Source organism: Caballeronia sp. GAWG2-1, assembly GCF_023631405.1.
GTDB lineage: Bacteria > Pseudomonadota > Gammaproteobacteria > Burkholderiales > Burkholderiaceae > Caballeronia.
The window spans coordinates 91,388-110,831 of record NZ_JALQDD010000003.1 but is presented as its reverse complement, the minus strand read 5'-3'; the positions used below and the strand labels follow the sequence as shown (position 1 = coordinate 110,831).

General features: G+C 62.7%; 15 protein-coding genes. 10 read left to right on the top strand and 5 right to left on the bottom strand.

Annotated elements, in window-relative coordinates; all coding sequences use genetic code 11:
* Positions 1-168 precede the first annotated feature (168 nt).
* The 4 genes from NCR98_RS02085 (at position 169) to aroG (ending at position 8,400) form a co-directional block, all read left to right on the top strand.
* Entirely contained in the window at positions 169-4,491 is a 4,323-nt protein-coding gene (locus NCR98_RS02085) for a YhdP family protein (RefSeq protein ID WP_250525394.1), read from the top strand.
* A 57-nt stretch (positions 4,492-4,548) separates the two neighbouring features.
* Positions 4,549-5,376, top strand: coding sequence for a carbon-nitrogen hydrolase family protein (locus NCR98_RS02080; protein ID WP_250525393.1), 828 nt, complete (start codon positions 4,549-4,551; stop codon positions 5,374-5,376).
* Between the two features lie 133 nt (positions 5,377-5,509).
* On the top strand, positions 5,510-6,976 hold the full coding sequence (tldD, locus tag NCR98_RS02075) for a metalloprotease TldD (RefSeq protein ID WP_244827035.1): 1,467 nt from the start codon (positions 5,510-5,512) through the stop codon (positions 6,974-6,976).
* Between the two features lie 350 nt (positions 6,977-7,326).
* Positions 7,327-8,400 carry a 3-deoxy-7-phosphoheptulonate synthase AroG gene (gene aroG / locus NCR98_RS02070; RefSeq protein WP_250463084.1) on the top strand — a complete coding sequence of 358 codons (1,074 nt, stop codon included), beginning with the start codon at positions 7,327-7,329 and terminating at the stop codon, positions 8,398-8,400.
* A gap of 50 nt (positions 8,401-8,450) precedes the next feature.
* On the opposite strand, the gene NCR98_RS02065 is transcribed toward aroG, so the two are convergent.
* Positions 8,451-9,017 carry a cob(I)yrinic acid a,c-diamide adenosyltransferase gene (locus NCR98_RS02065; protein WP_250525392.1) on the bottom strand — a complete coding sequence of 189 codons (567 nt, stop codon included), beginning with the start codon at positions 9,015-9,017 and terminating at the stop codon, positions 8,451-8,453.
* Positions 9,018-9,355: 338 nt separating this feature from the next.
* Here NCR98_RS02065 and NCR98_RS02060 point away from each other — a divergent pair, with 338 nt between their 5' ends.
* The 6 genes from NCR98_RS02060 to proC all read left to right on the top strand — a co-directional run bounded on the left by NCR98_RS02060 (position 9,356) and on the right by proC (position 16,495).
* On the top strand, positions 9,356-10,777 hold the full coding sequence (locus NCR98_RS02060) for an FAD-binding oxidoreductase (protein ID WP_250491797.1): 1,422 nt from the start codon (positions 9,356-9,358) through the stop codon (positions 10,775-10,777).
* 157 nt (positions 10,778-10,934) lie between these two features.
* Positions 10,935-12,488 carry an FAD-linked oxidase C-terminal domain-containing protein gene (locus tag NCR98_RS02055; RefSeq protein WP_244827031.1) on the top strand — a complete coding sequence of 518 codons (1,554 nt, stop codon included), beginning with the start codon at positions 10,935-10,937 and terminating at the stop codon, positions 12,486-12,488.
* A 111-nt stretch (positions 12,489-12,599) separates the two neighbouring features.
* Positions 12,600-13,688, top strand: coding sequence for a glycolate oxidase subunit GlcE (glcE, locus tag NCR98_RS02050; protein ID WP_244827030.1), 1,089 nt, complete (start codon positions 12,600-12,602; stop codon positions 13,686-13,688).
* 8 nt (positions 13,689-13,696) lie between these two features.
* Complete coding sequence (gene glcF / locus NCR98_RS02045; protein ID WP_244827029.1) at positions 13,697-14,923, top strand: glycolate oxidase subunit GlcF; 1,227 nt, start codon at positions 13,697-13,699, stop codon at positions 14,921-14,923.
* A gap of 41 nt (positions 14,924-14,964) precedes the next feature.
* Positions 14,965-15,660, top strand: a complete 696-nt coding sequence (locus tag NCR98_RS02040; RefSeq protein ID WP_250525391.1) for a YggS family pyridoxal phosphate-dependent enzyme — start codon at positions 14,965-14,967, stop codon at positions 15,658-15,660.
* Between the two features lie 22 nt (positions 15,661-15,682).
* Positions 15,683-16,495: a pyrroline-5-carboxylate reductase gene (proC, locus tag NCR98_RS02035; RefSeq protein WP_250491795.1), complete on the top strand. Its 813-nt coding sequence runs from the start codon at positions 15,683-15,685 to the stop codon at positions 16,493-16,495.
* Between the two features lie 149 nt (positions 16,496-16,644).
* Here the strand turns inward: proC and NCR98_RS02030 are convergent, their stop codons facing one another.
* The 4 genes from NCR98_RS02030 to NCR98_RS02015 form a co-directional block, all read right to left on the bottom strand.
* Complete coding sequence (locus NCR98_RS02030) at positions 16,645-17,475, bottom strand: FkbM family methyltransferase (RefSeq protein ID WP_250525390.1); 831 nt, start codon at positions 17,473-17,475, stop codon at positions 16,645-16,647.
* A 114-nt stretch (positions 17,476-17,589) separates the two neighbouring features.
* On the bottom strand, positions 17,590-18,447 hold the full coding sequence (gene ubiA, locus NCR98_RS02025; protein WP_250525389.1) for a 4-hydroxybenzoate octaprenyltransferase: 858 nt from the start codon (positions 18,445-18,447) through the stop codon (positions 17,590-17,592).
* A 139-nt stretch (positions 18,448-18,586) separates the two neighbouring features.
* The gene (locus tag NCR98_RS02020) at positions 18,587-19,075 is read right to left on the bottom strand and encodes a Dps family protein (RefSeq protein WP_244827024.1); all 489 of its coding nucleotides are present in this window, start codon (positions 19,073-19,075) and stop codon (positions 18,587-18,589) included.
* Positions 19,076-19,271: 196 nt separating this feature from the next.
* Entirely contained in the window at positions 19,272-19,430 is a 159-nt protein-coding gene (locus tag NCR98_RS02015; protein ID WP_244827023.1) for a hypothetical protein, read from the bottom strand.
* Positions 19,431-19,444 lie beyond the last annotated feature (14 nt).

The window sequence follows — 19,444 nt, the reverse complement described above, 5'->3', positions numbered from 1 at the left end:
GATCGTACACGGGCAGCGAAGCGGTTTGAACCGATGGTCCGCGAGGCTTGTCCGAAGCGGCTCCGAGAGACTTTTCCAGAGCGGCGCGGCCAAGCCTTGCCCGCTTTTCCCTGTGTTACATTGCAGCGTCAAACACGCAAAACTACCATATCGCCGACTAGCCGCAGCATGTCCGACAGCAGACGATCCGTCGACCCGACCGAAGTTGGACAAGCCCAGCCCAGCGGCAACGCCGAGCGCGTGCTTTCACGCGTCTTCAAAATCGTTCTCGTGTTCGCGGCCGTGGTGTACTTCGCGGTTGCGGGCATCTATCTCGCGTTGCGCTATATCGTGTTGCCGCAGGTCGATTCGTTCCGGCCGCGCATCGAGCAACTCGTCTCCTCGCGCATTCACGCGCAGCTACATATCGGCCGGATCACGGCGGTCATGGCGGGTTCGCAACCCACCTTTCTGATCGACAATCTGCGTATCGACGCCGCCGACGGATCGCCCGGCGTGGCGGTGCCGCATGCGCGCGCGAGCATTGCGTGGGGCTCGCTGCTGCATCTTCGGCCGAAGCTTGCCGATCTCACCGTCGATGGTCCCGATGTCATCGTCGCGCGCAATGCCAAGGGTGAACTGACCGTGGCGGGCGTGCCTGTTCCCACGCATCGCACGGGTTCTGGCGCGTTCACGAACTGGCTGCTCGGACAAGACCGCATTCGTCTGCGCGACGGCACGCTGCGTTGGCGCGATGCCGAACGCGACGCGCCCGAGGTGGCGTTCAAGCGCCTGCAACTGACCATCCTCAACGACGGCTTGAGGCATCGGCTCGCACTCGATGCACCCGCCGACGGCGACGTGCTGCACGGCCCGCTCGATGTGCGCGCGGACTTTCGCCACGAGCCGTTCACCGCGATGGGCGCGCCCGCGAACTGGACCGGACGTCTCTACGTTTCCACCGGGCCGCTCGACCTGCCGACGCTCGGCCGCTACGTGAAGCTGCCTTTTCAGATCTACGATGGCCGCGTCGAAAACCGTATCTGGGTGGACTTCGCGCGCGGCCAGTTGCAAAAGGCAGGCGGCGATCTGAACGGCGGCAACGTCGCGCTGCGCGTGCGCGCCACCCAGCCGCGCCTCGAATTGCCGATTGCGCGCTTCGACTGGACCATCGACAAGAACGACACGGCCTACACGCTGAATCTGTCCGACATCCATGCCGAACTCGGTCAGCCCGCGCTCTCGGACGGCACGCCGGTCGCGCGTCTTCTGGCGGCGCATACGCTCACGGGCACGTACCGGCCGGCATCGGTTGGCAAGGGATTGATGTTTCGCGTCGCGGGCGATCACGTCGATCTCGGCATCCTCGCGGACTTCGTGCGGGCGCTGCCCGTGCCGCCGCGCGTGCTCAACGAACTCGTGCGCTTCAATCCGCGCGGGCAGATTGCGAACTACTCGATCTACACGGAGCGCGCGGCGCCGCGCAATGAAGAAGAGGTAAAGCAGCAGCACGAAAAAGGCGACGCCAAGCTCTTGCACTTCACGCTCAAGGCCGACTTGCAGGGCATCAGCGTGCAGGCGCAGGAACCGCCGCCGGGACTTACCGTGAACAACCATCCGCGTGCGGGCATTCCGGGCATCGAAAACCTGTGGGGTCATGTCGATGCCAACGAGGCGCAAGGCGCTATCGACATCGATACGAAAAATGCGGCCATCACCATTCCCGGCGCGTTCGATGATCCGCGTCTGACCTTCGATACGCTGCAAGGCCACGCAACCTGGACCGTCGCCGATGAAATCGCGCCCGGCGAATTGCGCCGCGCATTCACCATTCACCTCGACACGCTGCGTGTGAAGAACGCCGATGCCGAAGGCGACGTCACCGCTTCATATTGGAATCAAGGCCACGGGCGCGGCAATCTCGATCTCAAGGCGAAAATCGCGCACATGCAGGTCACAAGGCTCGTGCGCTATCTGCCGACGAGTCTCAACGAACGCGTGCGCGTCTATCTCGGGCATGCGCTGCAAGCGGGCGTGGCGCGCAACAGCGTGCTCGAAGTGCATGGCGACCTCACCAAGTTCCCGTATGCAAAGGCGCCGGACGCGGGCGTGTTTCGCATCGAGGCGCCGTTCACCGGCGGCCGTTTCGATCCGACGCCGTTCCCGCCGCGCAAACTCGCCAACGGCATGCCGAGCATCTGGCCGGGTTTTGACGGGATCGACGGCACGTTCAAGCTCGCGCAAAACAAACTGCGCTTCGATGTCGAGCGCGGACATTATCGTGGCGTGAAGGTATCGAATCTGAGCGGGCGAATCGACGATACCGGCGACCGCGAATCGAAACTGTGGATTGACGGGCAAGCACGCGGACCGCTCTCGGACATGCTTCAGTATGTCGACGACAGTTCGCTCGGCCTGATGGCCAAGCACGCCACGCGCAAGCTGCAAGCTAAAGGCGATGCCGCGCTCGCGCTTACGCTCGGCATTCCGCGATTCCGGCCGCCGCCGCCCGCGCCGCCGCTTCGCACCGAATACAAAGGCTCGCTCACGTTCGCGGACAACGAAGTCGCTTATGGCAATCTGCCGCCGCTCGAACATCTTCGCGGCAAGGCGAATTTCGCGGCGAAGACCGTGACGCTCGACGGACTGAACGCGCAACTGCTCGGCGGCGACGTGCGCGCGAAAGGCGGCGTGCAACCGGACGGCAGCTACACGTTCGATGTGAACGGGCGCATCGGCGCGGACGCGGCACAGCGTCTGAACACGCGCATCACGCCGCAGGTCGCGCAGTTCCTGAAGCGCATCGACGGTTCCGCGCCGTATCAGGCGCACGTGCATGGCGTGAAGAACGCGTTGCCCGTCGTGCAGGCGAGTTCGGATCTGACGGGCATCGGCTTCGATCTGCCCGCGCCGTTCGGCAAGGCAAAGGGCACGCCCATGCCGTTCGCGTTCACCTTTCAGCCCGCGCCTGGCGGGCCTTCGGATCTGCATGACGCGCAACTCACGTTCGGGCCCGTGCAGGCGCATTACTCGCTGCAGCAAATCGGCCGCGCGCAGGTCACGGTCGATCCGCAGAACCCCGCCGAGCCGATGAACATGCGCGCCCGGCTGAAGGTTGCGCGCGGCGCCATCGCCGTGAACAAGCCGGCGGCGTTGCCCGCCGAAGGCGTGTCGGCATCCGTCGATATGGACACGCTCGATGCCGACGCGTGGCGCAAATTCATCGCCGATATCAACGCATCCGCGAGCGCTTTACCCGTGGACGATACAGCCGCGCCCGCCTCGCCACCGATGAACGATATGGTCAGGCAGTTCATCCCGACGCGTGCCGACATCCACTTCACCACGCTCAAGCTGCTCGACCGCCGCTGGGACAACGTGCGGATCGGCGCGAACGAAGAGCCGGCGAATCGCAAATGGCAGGCGAACGTGGCGTCGAATCAGGTGACGGGCACGCTCGCGTTCACGCCGGGCGCGCTCAAGGGAAATCCGGGCGCATTGCAGGCGCGCCTCGACAAAGTGGTCATTCCCGAGAAGATAGCGGCGACGAACGCGCCGGACGAACGCATCGTGAGCAAGCCGCCGCGCAACATGCCCGCGATCGATCTCATCGTGAACGAGCTCGTATATCGCGAGCACGATCTCGGCCGGCTTCAGGTCGATGCGCATAACGAAGTCGTCGCCGATCAACCCGTCTGGACGCTCGACAAGCTCGAACTCGCGAACCCCGACGCCACGCTCACCGCAAACGCGACGTGGCGCACGCTGCCGGGCGGCGTGGTCTCGACCGCTGTGAAACCCGCGAACGACGACACCCTTCCGCGCCGCACGGCACTCGACTTCAAGCTCGACGTGGACGACGCCGGTCAGTTGATCGACCGCTTCGGTCTGCCGCGCACGGTCAATCACGGCGCGGGCACGGTGTCCGGTCACGCGGCGTGGAACGGCGGCCCGACGACAGTCGATCCAAATTCGCTCGATGGCAACGTCGCTGTCGATTTGCGTCACGGCCAAATTCTGCGCGCGCCCGGCGCCGCGAAATGGCTCGGCATCTTCAGCTTGCGCAGCCTTGCGAATCTGCTCACGCTGCATTTTCAGGATGTCGTCGGCAAGGGACTGCCGTTCGAGAAAGTCACGGGCGACGCGCATATCGAACAGGGCATCGCGAGGACGGACGATCTGGTGATGATCACATCGCCCGCGCGCGTGCAGATGCAAGGGCTCGTCGACCTGCCGCAACGCACGCAGGATTTGCACGTTAAGGTCATACCGACCGTCGGCGCGGGCGCGGTCGCAATCGGCGCGGCGGTCATCAATCCGCTGCTCGGTCTGGGCGCGCTGGCCGCCGATCTCGCATTGTCGAAGTCCATTCAGAAGGCGTTCGAACTCGACTATTCGATCACCGGTCCCTGGTCCAAACCCGTCGTTCAGCGCCTGCGGGGCGATCAGGGTAAGATCGAAACACCTGCCGCCGCCGCTGTCCCTGCTGCCGTACCAGCAGTCGCTCCGTGAAGGCGGCACGGTTCCGCCCTATTTTCGTCACCTTTTTTGGCAAACGCGCACAAAAATATGAACGATAAATCGAGCGAAAGCGCGACTTTCCGCGTCGCCGCGCTGCAGATGGTCAGCGCGCCGGACCGCGATCGCAACCTGACCGAGGCCGGCCGGCTGATCGCGGAAGCCGCGCGTGAAGGCGCCCAACTCGTGCTCCTGCCCGAATACTTCTGCTACATGGGCTTCAAGGACACCGACAAACTCGCCATTCGCGAGACGCCGGGCGCGGGTCCGATCCAGCAATTCTTGTCCGATGCAGCGCGCGAGCATCGCGTGTGGGTGATCGGCGGGACTTTGCCGTTGCAGTCGGCGGAGCCGGATCGCGTGCTGAACACCACGCTCGTGTTCGACCCCGCCGGCAAGCAGGTTGGGCGCTACGACAAGATTCACCTCTTCAATTTCGAGAAAGGCGAGGAATCGTTCGACGAAGCGCGCACCATCTGCCCCGGCAGTGAAGTGCGGACTTTTGACGCGCCATTCGGACGAGTCGGCCTTTCGGTGTGCTACGACCTGCGATTCCCGGAGCTGTATCGAAAAATGGGCGACTGCGCGTTGATGGTCGTCCCCTCCGCGTTCACCTACACGACCGGCAAGGCACATTGGGAAATCTTGCTACGCGCCCGCGCCATTGAAAACCAGTGCTACGTCCTCGCCGCGGCACAAGGCGGCAAACATGAAAACGGCCGGCGCACTTTCGGCCACAGCATCCTGATCGACCCTTGGGGCGAAATCATCGACGTGCGCGACGAAGGCGCGGGCGTCGTGGCCGGCCAGATCGATCCGGCGCGCATCGCGTCAGTGCGACAGAGCTTGCCGGCGTATCGGCATCGCGTGATCGGCTGAGACGCGCGCGCCAAGTATCTTGAAAATAGGTTTTCCGACGGTCTTGAAAGCGCGATTTTTTCTCCGCACATGACCGAACCCCGTCAGCCATTAGAATGGTCTGAAATATCACCGAACTCGCAACAGGCACCGCATGAACATCATCGAACCCGGCATTAGGAATCTGGTCACGGCGAAGGACGTTTTGCTTACGCCGTATGGCCTCGACGAGGGGCTTATCACGCGTACGCTTGCGGAAATTTTCACGCATCGCGTCGATTACGCCGACCTCTATTTCCAGTCCACGCGCAGCGAAGCGTGGAGTCTGGAAGAAGGCATCGTCAAATCGGGCAGCTTCAGCATCGATCAGGGCGTCGGCGTGCGCGCCGTTTCGGGCGAGCGCACGGCTTTCGCCTATTCCGACGATCTCTCGCCCGAATCGATTCGCCAGGCGGCGCACGCAACACGCGCGATCGCCAAGGCGGGCGGCGGCAAGCACAAAATCAAGTCGGCGAGCACGCTCACGGGCGTGTCGGGGCGCGATCTGTATTTGCCCGCCGATCCGCTGCATTCGCTCGATTCTGACGCGAAGGTGAAGCTGCTGGAGCGCGTCGAGCAGATGGCGCGCGGCCGCGATCCGCGCATCACGCAAGTCATGGCCGGGCTCGCCGGTGAATACGACGTCGTGCTGGTGGCGCGCAGCGACGGCGCGCTCGCCGCCGACGTGCGACCGCTCGTGCGCGTATCGGTCACGGTGATCGCCGAGCAAAACGGACGCCGCGAGATCGGCACGGGCGGCGGTGGCGGACGCTTCGACTACGGCTATTTCACCGACGACATCCTGAACCGCTACGTCGACGACGCGGTGCACGCGGCGCTGGTGAACCTGGAAGCGCGTCCGGCTCCCGCAGGCGCCATGACCGTCGTGCTCGGGCCGGGCTGGCCGGGCGTGCTCTTGCACGAAGCGATCGGGCACGGGCTGGAAGGCGACTTCAACCGTAAGGGATCGTCGGCGTTCGCGGGTCGTATCGGCGAACAGGTCGCGGCGAAGGGCGTGACCGTGGTCGATGACGGCACGCTGCCGAATCGGCGCGGCTCGCTCAACATCGACGACGAAGGCAATCCGACGCAGTGCACGACGCTGATCGAGGACGGCATTCTCAAGGGCTACATTCAGGATTCGCTCAACGCGCGTTTGATGAAGATGCCCGTAACGGGCAACGCGCGCCGCGAATCCTACGCCGCCCTGCCGATGCCGCGCATGACCAACACGTACATGCTCAACGGCGACAAGGACCCGAAGGAGATTCTGGCTTCGGTGAAGAAAGGCTTGTACGCGGTGAATTTCGGCGGCGGTCAGGTAGATATCACCAACGGCAAGTTCGTGTTTTCGGCGTCCGAGGCGTACATGATCGAGGACGGCAAGATCACGTATCCGGTGAAGGGCGCGACCTTGATCGGCAGCGGACCGGAATCGCTCAAATACGTGACGATGATCGGTAACGACATGTCGCTGGATACGGGCGTCGGCGTGTGCGGCAAGGAAGGCCAGAGCGTGCCGGTGGGCGTTGGGCAACCGACGTTGCGCATCGAAAAAATGACGGTGGGCGGCACGGTTTAATGTTTTCGATGCGGGCTTTCCGCGTCGCTTCGGGCTGGGTTTGCGATTGCACGGGCCGGCGATGCGGGAATCCCGCGTTCTTCGATTGGAAGGCTTGCCAGCGCCGCGTGTTTGCGGTTATAAAAGCAGCTACCTGATTTTTTGCGACAGACTTTTCTCTCTTAAGCCATGACCGCCAAGTTTTATTTTTATTTCTTTTGGCATCTCAAGCCGCTGGCGGATGGAGAGGGGTCGTTGCAAGTACGGTAAGTACGCAAAACCAAATTCCCGAAAAACCGCCAGCGAGTCTGGCGGTTTTTTTTCGCCCTTCACACGTTGGTTTTGATTGAAAGAGACGCAGGAGAAAAGAAATGCCCCCGCACAATACCGACGATGTCCGCATTCGTGAGCTGAAAGAACTGACGCCTCCCGCGCATCTAATCCGCGAATTCCCTTGCGCCGAACCCGTGTCGGAACTGATCTACAACGCGCGCAAGTCGATGCATCGCATACTGCACGGAATGGATGATCGCTTGATCGTGATCGTCGGACCGTGCTCCATTCACGATCCCAAGGCGGCGATGGAATATGCGGGACGACTGATCGAGCAGCGTAAGCGCTTCGCGGGCGAATTGGAAATCGTGATGCGCGTGTACTTCGAAAAGCCGCGTACCACGGTGGGCTGGAAGGGGCTGATCAACGATCCGTACATGGATAACAGCTTCAAGATCAATGATGGATTGCGGGCTGCGCGAGAATTGCTCATGCATATCAACGAGCTTGGTTTGCCGGCCGGCACCGAGTATCTGGATATGATTAGTCCGCAGTACATTGCGGACCTGATTTCGTGGGGCGCGATTGGGGCGCGGACTACCGAATCTCAGGTTCACCGTGAGCTTGCATCGGGATTGTCTTGTCCGGTGGGCTTTAAAAATGGCACGGATGGAAACGTCAAGATTGCCGTCGATGCTATCAAGGCCGCTTCGCAGCCGCATCATTTCCTGTCGGTCACGAAGGGCGGACATTCGGCGATCGTTTCCACCGCCGGCAACGAGGATTGCCATATCATTTTACGCGGCGGTAAATCGCCGAATTTCGATGCCGCTAGTGTCGATGCGGCTTGCAGCGATATCGGCAAGGCGGGATTAGCGGCGCGCTTGATGATCGATGCCAGTCACGCGAATAGCTCGAAGAAACACGAGAATCAGATTCCGGTTTGCGAGGATATTGGCAAGCAACTCGCTTCCGGCGATGAGCGAATTATCGGCGTGATGATTGAATCGCATCTGGTTGGCGGCCGGCAAGACCTCAAGCCGGGATGCGAGCTGACTTACGGACAAAGCGTGACGGATGCTTGCATCGGCTGGGATGAGAGCGTGACTGTACTCGAAGGATTGGCAGCGTCGGTTAAGCAGCGGCGCATTGCGCGAGGCGGCGGTAATTAAGATATAGACAGCGGCCGCTAATTCAGCGGCCGCTGTCTATTCGTTCACGGTTAATCAGTTGCCGCGTCGCGCTGATGCTTCCACAAAATATCGTTCTGGCCATCCGCGCGATTCAAAACCCGCGCCAGTACAAAAAGCAAATCCGACAGCCGATTGACATACCGCCTCGGCGCTTCATTTACTCCGGCTTCATCGATTTTCCCCAGCGCCACGATCGACCGCTCCGCTCTTCGGCATACCGTCCGCGCCACATGCGCCACTGCCGCCGCTCTCGATCCGCCAGGCAGAATGAATTCAGCCAACGGCGGCAACGTCCCGTTGTATTCCGCGAGCCAGTCATCGAGCTGCGCCAAATGCGATTCCTCGATCATCGAATGCCCGGGAATCGATAACTCGCCGCCTAAATCGAAGAGATCGTGCTGAATCGTCGTCAACGCATCGCGCACGTCCGTTGGCAGCGGTTCGCATAGCAATACGCCCAAAGTCGAATTCAATTCATCGACATCGCCGATTGCGGCAATCCGCGCATCGTCCTTGGAAACGCGACGGCCGTCGCCGAGCCCAGTGGTGCCATCGTCGCCGGTACGGGTGGCGATCTTGCTCAGACGGTTGCCCATCGTTTTCTCCTTGCTCGTTGATTCATCGCTCGAAACGCGCGTTCACGCTTTGAACCGCGCCGAAACTCCGACCCATTATAGGCACGCGGTCCCACGGTTTTACCCGCCTGCCGCCCTCCATCTCATCGGCGTAAAATGAGATGGAAGTCGTGAAGCAAGCACTCGACCACGCCGAGCGCGGCAGCCCAACGAGCGCGACGATTAAGCACCGGCGCGCAAAACGCAACGTGCTCGATCCGTCGCCTGAAGCGTTTAGTGGCACGAGTAAGCAACACGCGACGAATCCGCCGCGAAAATCGACCGAACAATCGCAGCGCCCAAGCTGCCCCGGAGACACCGTGAACCACCCCGCCGAAGCCGCACGAACCGCCTTCCGCCGCCCGTTCCCCGCCGCCCTGCTCGATGCGCTGCGCTCAAGATTCGCGGAGCGTGTCTCCACCGCCCAGGCGGTGCGCGAGCACCACGGCCGCGACGAATCCCCGTTCGACCCGCAACTGCCCGACGCCGTCGTCTTCGCGCGCAGCACAGATGACGTGCAGGCCATCGTCAGACTTTGCGCCGAACACGACACGCCGATCATCCCTTACGGCAACGGCTCGTCGCTCGAAGGGCATCTGCTGGCAGTGCAAGGCGGCGTTTCCATCGACTTGTCGGAGATGAAAAACGTCATCTCGATCAACGCCGAAGACCTCACGGTCACCGTCGAACCCGGCATTTCGCGCAAGCAACTGAACGAAGCGCTGAAAGACACCGGCCTCTTCTTCCCGATCGATCCCGGCGCGGACGCGAGCATCGGCGGCATGTCGGCAACGCGCGCTTCCGGCACCAACGCCGTGCGCTACGGCACGATGCGCGAAAACGTGCTCGGCCTCACGGTGGTTACCGCCGATGGCCGAGTCATCAAAACCGGCACGCGCGCGCGCAAATCGTCGGCGGGATACGACCTGACGCGTCTTTTCGTCGGCTCGGAAGGCACGCTCGGCGTCATCACCGAAATCACCGTGCGGCTTTATCCGCAGCCCGAAGCCATTTCCGCCGCCATCTGCGCTTTCCCGTCGATGGGCGATGCGGTACGCGCCGTCATCGAAACCATTCAGATGGGCGTGCCGATTGCGCGCGTCGAATTCGTCGATTCGCTCGCCGTGCGCGCAATCAATCGTCATTCGAATCTGACGCTCGCCGAATCGCCGACGCTGTTCTTCGAATTTCACGGCACGGAAGCGGGCGTCAAGGAGCAAGCACAAACGGTGCAGGACATCGCCGCCGAGAACGCCGGCACCGGTTTCGAATGGGCGACCCGTCCCGAAGACCGCAGCCGTCTTTGGAACGCGCGCCACAACGCCTACTTCGCGATGCTGCAACTGAAACCCGGCTGCCGCGCCGTCACCACGGATGTCTGCGTGCCGATCTCGCGTCTCGCGGAATGCGTCGAGGAAACGGAAAAAGACCTGGTGGATTCGCCGCTTCCCTGCCCAATCGTCGGCCATGTCGGCGACGGCAACTTCCACGTCGCCATGCTGCTCGATCCGGCCAAGCCCGAGGAACTAGCGGAAGCCGAACGGCTGAATCACCGCATCGTCGAACGCGCGCTGATGGTCGGCGGCACCTGCACGGGCGAACACGGCGTCGGCTTGCACAAGATGGGCTTCATGATCGAGGAGCACGGCGAGGACGCCATCGCCGTGATGCGCTCGATCAAACACGCGCTCGACCCGAAAAACCTCATGAATCCGGGCAAGATCTTCGCGTTCGAGCAGTAATCGCGCGGTTTGCGCTTCATTTTGCGCACACGGCGACGGCAATGGACGCTGTCGCCGCAAGCGGGCAAGATGGACCGCGGTAACCCAATCATTCGTCGACGAAGAGCATCTGCGTCGATCAAACCGAACGAAGCGCCGCCGAGCGCCCGGAGGAGACATGAACGCACCCGACGAGCTCAAGACCGCACTCGTGACCGACACTTCGCCGAATCTGCCGCATGCGGACGCGCCGCGGTTCTCCGAGGAACAACTCGCGGCGCGTCAGCGCGATGTCGTGCAGGCGCTGATGGCCGTGCTGCCCACGCATTGCCTCCTGTTTCGCGAGGAAGACACGGCGCCATACGAGTGCGACGGTCTCGCGGCGTATCGCCGTCTGCCGCTTGCGGTCGCATTGCCGGAAACCGAAGCGCAGGTGCAGCGCGTCGTGCAGATCTGCGCGCGCCTCGACGTGCCGATCGTGCCGCGCGGCGCGGGCACGGGGCTCTCGGGCGGCGCGATGCCGATCCGTCATGGCATCGTGTTGTCGCTTGCGCGCTTTCGCAAGATCATCGAAGTCGATCCGTACGCGCGCACCGCGACGGTTCAGCCGGGCGTGCGCAATCTCGCCATATCGGAGGCCGCCGCCCCTTACGGGCTCTACTACGCGCCGGACCCTTCGTCGCAGATCGCGTGCACTATCGGCGGCAACGTCTCCGAAAATTCGGGCGGCGTGCATTGCCTGAAATACGGCCTTACCGTGCATAACGTGCTGCGCGTGCGCGCCGTCACCATGGACGGCGATGCCGTCGAATTCGGCTCGCTCGGACCCGACGCGCCCGGCCTCGATCTGCTCGCCGTGCTGATCGGCAGCGAAGGCATGTTCGCCATCGTCACCGAGATCACCGTCAAGCTGATCCCGAAGCCGCAGACGGCGCAAGTCATCATGGCGAGTTTCGACGACGTGGTCAAAGGCGGCAACGCGGTCGCGGCGATCATCGCGGCAGGCATCATCCCGGCCGGCCTCGAAATGATGGACAAGCCCGCGACGCGCGCCGTCGAGCAATTCGTCAACGCTGGCTACGACCTGGACGCCGCCGCCATCCTGCTGTGCGAATCCGATGGCACGCACGACGAAGTCGCCGAGGAAATCGTCCGCATGACGGCGGTGCTGCGCGAGTTCGGCGCATCGCGCATCCAGATTTCGCGCACGGAAAGCGAGCGGCTCAAGTTCTGGTCGGGCCGCAAGAACGCCTTTCCCGCCGCCGGCCGCATGTCGCCCGACTATTACTGCATGGACGGCACGGTGCCGCGCCGCTCCATCGGGCCGCTGCTCAAGCGGATCGAAGAGATGGAACAGAAGTACGCGCTTCGCTGCATCAACGTGTTCCATGCGGGCGACGGCAACATGCACCCGCTCATTCTCTTCAATGGCAACGATCTCGACGAATGGCATCGCGCGGAGGCGTTCGGCAGCGATATCCTCGAAACCTGCGTGGAACTGGGCGGCACGGTGACGGGCGAACACGGCGTGGGCATCGAGAAGATCAATTCGATGTGCGTGCAGTTCTCGCCCGAGGAGCGCGACGCCTTTCACGCGGTCAAGCGCGCGTTCGATCCGCCCGGCCTGCTCAATCCCGACAAGGGCATTCCCACGCGCGCGCGCTGCGCCGAATACGGGAAGATGCACATTCGCGGCGGGCTTTTGCCGCACCCGGAGATTCCGCGCTTTTGACGAGTGCGCGATCCCGCTATCCACGTTTGTCCGACTGTGGCTGCGTTAAGCGCCCGGTACAATCGACCGGACGAGACGGAATAGAAAAAGCATCAATCAAGCGGGACACCCATGGAACAGGACGACATCGTCGCCGGCTGGTCGGAGCGGATCGCGCACGCCACCGAGACCGGCACGCCGCTGCGCATTCGCGGCGGCGGGACGAAGGACTGGTACGGACAGACGCTCCAAGGGGAGATTCTCGACACGCGCGCGCATCGCGGCATCGTCGAATACGATCCGGCGGAACTCGTGATCACCGCGAAGAGCGGCACGCCGCTCGCGGAAATCGAAGCTGCGCTCAGGGAGCACGGGCAGATGCTGCCCTTCGAGCCGCCGCACTTCGGCCGCAACGCGACCTTCGGCGGCTGCATCGCGGCGGGACTTGCCGGCCCGCGTCGCGCATGGACCGGCGCGCCGCGCGATTTCGTGCTCGGCGCGGTGGTGATGAACGGGCACGGAAAAGTGCTGCACTTCGGCGGCCAAGTGGTGAAAAACGTGGCGGGCTATGACGTCGCGCGCTTGCTCGCGGGCTCGCTCGGCACGCTCGGCCTCATGCTGCAACTGTCGATCAAGGTGCTGCCCCGCCCCGTCGCCGAAGCCACGCTCAAATTCGACATGCATGCAACGGACGGCGTGCGCAAGCTCAACGAATGGGGCGGTCATCCCTTGCCGATCACCGGCAGCGCGTGGCGCGACGGCACGCTCGCGCTACGTCTCGCGGGCGCGGAAGCTGCTGTTAAATCCGCGCGCAACACGCTCGGCGGCGAGGTGGTCGACGCCGTCGAAGCCGACCGTTTCTGGATCGGCATGCGCGAGCAGACCGATCCGTTCTTCGCGGTCATTCAGCCGCGCTCGGCGCTTTGGCGGCTCGCGTTGCCGTCCATTGCGGAGCCGCTGCATTTGCCGGGCGCGCAACTCATGGAATGGGGCGGTGCGCAGCGCTGGTGGATCACGGACACCGACCCGCAGACCGTGCGTATCAGCGCGAAGCAAGCCGGCGGGCACGCGACCATCTTCCGCGCCGGTTCCGCGTATGACCGCAATGCGGGCGTGTTCACGCCGTTGCCCGCGCCGCTGATGAAAATCCATCGCGGGCTGAAGGCGGCGTTCGATCCGGCGCGCGTGTTCAATCGCGCCCGGCTGTACCCCGATTTCTAGGCGCCTCGATGCAAACCAATCTCGCCGATTTCATCCGCGGCACGGCCGATGGCGACGAAGCCGACGCCATCCTGCGCAAATGCGTCCATTGCGGCTTTTGCACGGCGACTTGCCCGACCTATCAAATTCTCGGCGACGAACTCGACGGACCGCGCGGGCGCATCTATTTGATGAAGCAGATGTTCGAAGGCGCGCCGGTCACGCGCAGCACGCAACTGCATCTGGATCGCTGCCTCACCTGCCGCAATTGCGAGAGCACGTGTCCGTCGGGCGTGCAGTACGGACGGCTCGTGGAGATCGGCCGCAAGGTGGTCGAAGAGAAAGTCGAGCGCCCCATGCGCCAGCGTTTGCAGCGGCGCTTGCTGGCGAGCTTTCTGCCGAACAGCACGCTCTTCACGCCGGCGATGAAACTCGGCCAGCAGTTTCGCGGCATCCTGCCACGCAATCTGCGCGCGAAGATTCCCGTCCCGGAGAAGCCGCTCGCCGCGCCCACGCGCAAACACGAGCGCAAGATGCTGATGCTTTCCGGCTGCGTGCAACCGGCCATGATGCCCAACGTCAACACGGCGACCGCACGCGTATTCGACGCGCTCGGCATCGAGATCGTCACCGCGCCGGATGCGGGCTGCTGCGGCGCGATCCGCCTGCATCTCGGCTACAACGACGAAGCGCTCGACGACGTGCGCAACAATATCGACGCATGGTGGCCGTATGTGGAGAACGGCGTCGAGGCAATCGTGATGAACGCGTCGGGTTGCGGCGCGACGGTTAAGGAATACGCGCACCTCTTGCGCGACGATCCGGTCTACGCGGACAAGGCGGCGCGCATCGTCGAGCTTACGCGCGACCTCGCCGAAATCCTGCCGATGTACGAGGAAGAACTCATCGCGCTGGCAAGACGCCGCAGCGTGCATACGGTCGCCTACCATCCGCCGTGTACCTTGCAGCACGGGCAGCAGATTCGCGGACGCGTCGAGCATCTGCTGACCGCGCTCGGGCTCGAAGTGCGTTTGCCCGCGGATAGCCATCTCTGCTGCGGATCGGCGGGCACGTATTCGGTGCTGCAGCCAAAGCTTTCGTACACGCTGCGCAATCAAAAGCTCGACCGGCTGGAAAAGACCGAGCCGCAGATGATCGTGTCGGCGAATGTCGGGTGTATCGCGCATCTGCAAAGCGGCACGTCCACGCCCGTCGCGCACTGGATTCAGTTGCTCGAGCATCTGCTTTACGGTTGAGCGCTTCGTATAATGGCTGGATTGCTTTTCAGGCGGCCAGCATGTCTATCGCTCAACATCTAAAAGAAGTCCGGCAGCGTATTGCGAAGGCCGCGGCGGACGCCTCGCGCGACGCCGCGTCCGTGCAGCTTCTCGCCGTCTCCAAGACCTTTCCCGCCGAAGACGTGCGCGCCGCGTTCATTGCCGGCCAGCGCGCGTTCGGCGAAAACTACGTGCAGGAAGGCATCGCGAAGATTGCCACGCTCGCCGACTTACGCAGCGACATCGAGTGGCACTTCATCGGGCCGCTGCAATCGAACAAGACCAAGCTCGTCGCCGAGCAGTTCGACTGGGTGCATTCCATCGACCGGCTGAAGATTGCCGAGCGGCTGTCCGCGCAACGGCCCGAAGGCACGCCCGCGCTCAATGTCTGCGTGCAGGTCAACGTGAGCGGCGAGGCTTCGAAGAGCGGCGTGGAACCGGCAGAAGCCGCCGCGCTCGCGCATGCGGTCGCGGCGCTCCCCGCCCTGCGCTTGCGTGGCCTGATGGCCGTTCCCGAAGCCGCCGACACACTCGACGCGCAACGCGAGCCGCACGCGCGCCTTCGCGAACTCATGAACAAGCTTCGCGCAGACGGTCTCGATCTCGACACGCTTTCCATGGGCATGTCCGCCGACCTCGAAGCCGCCGTGCTCGAAGGCGCGACCATGGTGCGCATTGGCACCGCGATCTTCGGCGCGCGCGACTATTCGCATTGATTTCACTCTCGACTACTTCACCATGAAAATTGCATTCATCGGCGGCGGCAACATGGCTGCCGCGCTCATCGGCGGTCTGGTCAAGCGCGGCGTCGCGCCGGCGGATATCTATGCCGTCGATATCAACGACGAAGCGCGCGAACGCACCGCGAAGCAGTTCGGCATTGCGACGGGCGCGGCCATCGACGAGAAACTCGCGGCCTACGACGCGATCCTGCTGGCCGTGAAGCCGCAAGTGCTCAAGAGCGTGGCCGAATCGCTCGCGCCGCATCTGTCGAAGCAAACCATCATCAGCATCGCGGCGGGCATTCGCGCGACGGATCTATCGCGCTGGCTGAACGGCTATACGCAGATCGTGCGGACCATGCCGAATACGCCCGCGCTGATCGGCATGGGCGTGACCGGACTCGCCGCGCTGCCGGGCGTGAGCGACGACGCGAAGGCGCTGGCATCGCAAGTTCTGGAAGCGGTGGGCTCCTCCGTCTGGTTCGACGACGAAGCGAAACTCGATGCCGTCACCGCTATTTCCGGCAGCGGTCCGGCCTACGTGTTCTACTTCATCGAAGCGATGCAGGAAGCCGCGCGCGCACTCGGCCTTGACGAAGCCCAGGGCCGCGAACTCGCGGTGGCGACCTTCACCGGCGCGGCACAGCTTGCCGCGCAATCGGGCGAAGCGGCGAGCGTGCTGCGCGAACGGGTGACATCGAAAGGCGGCACGACGGCGGCGGCGCTGGCATCGTTCGAGGCTGAAGGTGTGAAGGACGCCATCGTGCGTGGCGCGCTTGCGGCGCAGGCGCGCGCGAAGGAGATGGGTGACGAGTTGGGCGGCTTGTGAAAACGTGAATCGTGCGCGGTGCGCTGGCAACTCGCATGCGCACAAAAGGAACTGGCGGCACGGCAACACGTGAATCGTGCGCGGCGCGCGGGCTTCGCACCCGCGCATTGAAGGATTCGCTCGCGCTCACCGCCGCCGCGCGAGCTCGCTCAACCGATATTGAGCACGCCATCGCGCTCGTTCAAATGAGCATGCAGCGGATCACCCTTGGCGATGGCAAGCACATTCGGTTCGACCGAATAAAACGTCTCGTAGCCAACGCCTCTCAGATAGTCGCGAATATCGTTCTCGCTGCCCTTGATCCATTCGACCAAAAGCGCAGGCTTGCATCGAAGCAAGGTCTCGCGCGCGCCTCTCAACACATCCATTTCCATGCCTTCGACGTCGATCTTCAGAAGATCGACGCGTTCGAGCTTCAGGGAATCGATACTGATCATCGGCACCGTCGTGCTTGCGGCGGCATCGTAAGAGATAGCCTGGCCGATGAACTCGGTGTGCTCACGCGGCCTGATTTCCAGACTGCCGAAGCTCGCCGAAGAGAAGTAATCCGGTTGCGGAATGCCGATCTCGCCCACGGACTCACCCAATGCAGCCAGCCTGGCCCGCGCATTGAGGCAGTTGTTGAGCGCGAGATTGCCGGCCAGCGCGTAGTAGATGATCTCCTGCGCCTCGAAACTCAGCACGCGTCCCCAGCCGTTCATGTGACGCGCCCATTCCACGGAATGCACGCCGATATTCGCGCCGCCGTCTATGGCGAATACGCCGTCACCGAAATAACGACGACGCAGCGCGAGAAGAGAGAGCACGAACTGCACTTCTTGCGGATCGAAGCTGGACTTGCTGAGGATCTGATGCCCGACGCCGTAGGTGTAGTTCGATACGGTGTTCTGCACGGCGTTGAAGTCGTTGCGATTGACGATCAGCGTGCCATGGTTTGACGCGGCCAGAATGAAGGCGATGGGGCGCTCGATGTGACTCATGCGGTTTTAAGCGTGTAAGTAAATCCGCAAGAGTCTAGCCATTGGACGGCTTCGCGCAATCAGTCGATGGCCCGAAAACTGTCATAAAGATGCGTCGGCAAGATTAACGGCGCATCAAGCCAGCGCGTAATGCAGCGCAATTCCCACGAACAACATGCCGCCGAGCCAGTTGTTATGTTTGAACGCAGCGAAACATCCCATGCGGTCGCGCTCGCGAATCAGCGCGTAGTGATAGACGGCGCATGCCGCGGCGGCAAGCCAGCCGAGCCAGTACGCCCAGCCAAAGCCAAGCGCCACGCCTATGCCCACATAGATGGCGAGCGTCACGGCATAGCAAAGCATGACGGCGAACACGTCGTATCGCCCGAAAGTGAGCGCCGATGTACGGATGCCTATCTTGATGTCGTCGTCGCGATCGACCATGGCGTATTCGGTGTCGTAGGCCACCGACCAGAACACGTTGGCCGCGAGCATGATCCACGCGAGCGTGGGCACGTGATTCTGCACGGCGGCAAACGCCATGGGAATGCCGAAGCCGAACGCAATGCCGAGATACGCCTGCGGTATGGCGAAGAATCGCTTGGTGAAGGGATAGCTGCCCGCGACGAACAGCGCGAACACCGACAGTTCTTTCGTGAGTGTGTTGAGCGGCAGTATCAGCAAAAACGCAAGGAGCGATAAAGCCGCCGCGAGCGCCACCGCTTCCCATGCCTTGATCTTGCCCGACGTGATCGGACGCTCGGCCGTACGCTTCACGTAGCGGTCGAAATCGCGGTCGGCGTAGTCGTTGATGGCGCAGCCCGCCGAGCGCATGAGAATGGTGCCGATCACGAAGATGACGAGCAGCATGGGCGAAGGATGCCCGTTGGACGCGATCCACAATGCGTTGAGCGTCGGCCACAACAGCAGCAGGCTGCCGATGGGTTTATCCAGGCGCACGAGGCGCATATACAGCGGAAGGCGGGCGAGCATGGCGAGGCAGCGAAAGTTCGATGGCCTATTTTAGACCAGCGTGCTGGCGCAAGCCCGCGCATTGCGCCCACAAAAAAACCCCGCGCACGGGGTTTTCATCGAAGCGTTTGAAGCTTTCCAAGCGTTTGAAGCCGAGACGTCAGGCCAGCATGGCGCGCAACATCCACGCGGTCTTCTCATGCGTCTGCATGCGCTGCGTGAGCAAGTCGGCGGTCGGCTCGTCGTTGGCGGCGTCCGTCGCGGGGAAGATTTCGCGCGCCGTGCGCACCACCGCTTCCTGACCCTGTACCAACTGGCGAATCATCTCTTCGGCCGAGGGCACGCCATCCGCTTCCGGAATGGTCGACAGCCGCGCGAAGTCTTTGTAGCTGCCCGGTGCATGCACGCCCAGCGCGCGAATACGTTCGGCGATGGCATCCACGGCGAGTGCGAGTTCGTTGTACTGCGTCTCGAACATCAGATGGAGCGTGTTGAACATCGGCCCCGTGACGTTCCAGTGAAAATTATGCGTCTTCAGGTATAGCGTGTACGTGTCGGCCAGCAGACGGGACAGCCCGTCGGCGATCTTCTTGCGATCCTCGTCGTTGATGCCGATGTTGACGGGAGGTGCAGCGTCTTTGTTCGCCATATTGACTCCGTGAAAGTGTGATTCGAACGTTGAGTGCGCCTATTGCTCAAGCGAGGCGCGAAGCTACAGACCGTCCGCTAGTTTATCGTAGAAACAAGGTCACTTTTTTATATGGCGCGGCTTTGCATGCATGGACGACAGGCCGCCGCGTCGTGCTGACAGAGCGGCCTGTCTTCGTGTCGATAGACGTCCTGCCTCAGGCAAAAACGCCCGCGCCCGCGCCATGCAATGCACTGGCAACGACGAGCCCGTAACCCATCGCGACGGCGCCAAACGCAAGCGTCACGCGCACTTTGCGGCTAGTTGCTTCGATATGTTTCATGGCCTGCTCGATGGTGTTGAATGCCTGATTCATGGTCGTTTCTCCCT

What these genes read in the sequence shown, in the direction of transcription:
- NCR98_RS02085 (WP_250525394.1), top strand. Translation starts at nt 169, where the DNA reads ATGTCCGACAGCAGACGATCCGTCGACCCGACCGAAGTTGGACAAGCC.
- NCR98_RS02080 (WP_250525393.1), top strand. Translation starts at nt 4,549, where the DNA reads ATGAACGATAAATCGAGCGAAAGCGCGACTTTCCGCGTCGCCGCGCTG.
- tldD (WP_244827035.1), top strand. Translation starts at nt 5,510, where the DNA reads ATGAACATCATCGAACCCGGCATTAGGAATCTGGTCACGGCGAAGGAC.
- aroG (WP_250463084.1), top strand. Translation starts at nt 7,327, where the DNA reads ATGCCCCCGCACAATACCGACGATGTCCGCATTCGTGAGCTGAAAGAA.
- NCR98_RS02065 (WP_250525392.1), bottom strand. Translation starts at nt 9,017, where the DNA reads ATGGGCAACCGTCTGAGCAAGATCGCCACCCGTACCGGCGACGATGGC.
- NCR98_RS02055 (WP_244827031.1), top strand. Translation starts at nt 10,935, where the DNA reads ATGAACGCACCCGACGAGCTCAAGACCGCACTCGTGACCGACACTTCG.
- glcE (WP_244827030.1), top strand. Translation starts at nt 12,600, where the DNA reads ATGGAACAGGACGACATCGTCGCCGGCTGGTCGGAGCGGATCGCGCAC.
- glcF (WP_244827029.1), top strand. Translation starts at nt 13,697, where the DNA reads ATGCAAACCAATCTCGCCGATTTCATCCGCGGCACGGCCGATGGCGAC.
- NCR98_RS02040 (WP_250525391.1), top strand. Translation starts at nt 14,965, where the DNA reads ATGTCTATCGCTCAACATCTAAAAGAAGTCCGGCAGCGTATTGCGAAG.
- proC (WP_250491795.1), top strand. Translation starts at nt 15,683, where the DNA reads ATGAAAATTGCATTCATCGGCGGCGGCAACATGGCTGCCGCGCTCATC.
- NCR98_RS02030 (WP_250525390.1), bottom strand. Translation starts at nt 17,475, where the DNA reads ATGAGTCACATCGAGCGCCCCATCGCCTTCATTCTGGCCGCGTCAAAC.
- ubiA (WP_250525389.1), bottom strand. Translation starts at nt 18,447, where the DNA reads ATGCTCGCCCGCCTTCCGCTGTATATGCGCCTCGTGCGCCTGGATAAA.
- NCR98_RS02020 (WP_244827024.1), bottom strand. Translation starts at nt 19,075, where the DNA reads ATGGCGAACAAAGACGCTGCACCTCCCGTCAACATCGGCATCAACGAC.
- NCR98_RS02015 (WP_244827023.1), bottom strand. Translation starts at nt 19,430, where the DNA reads ATGAATCAGGCATTCAACACCATCGAGCAGGCCATGAAACATATCGAA.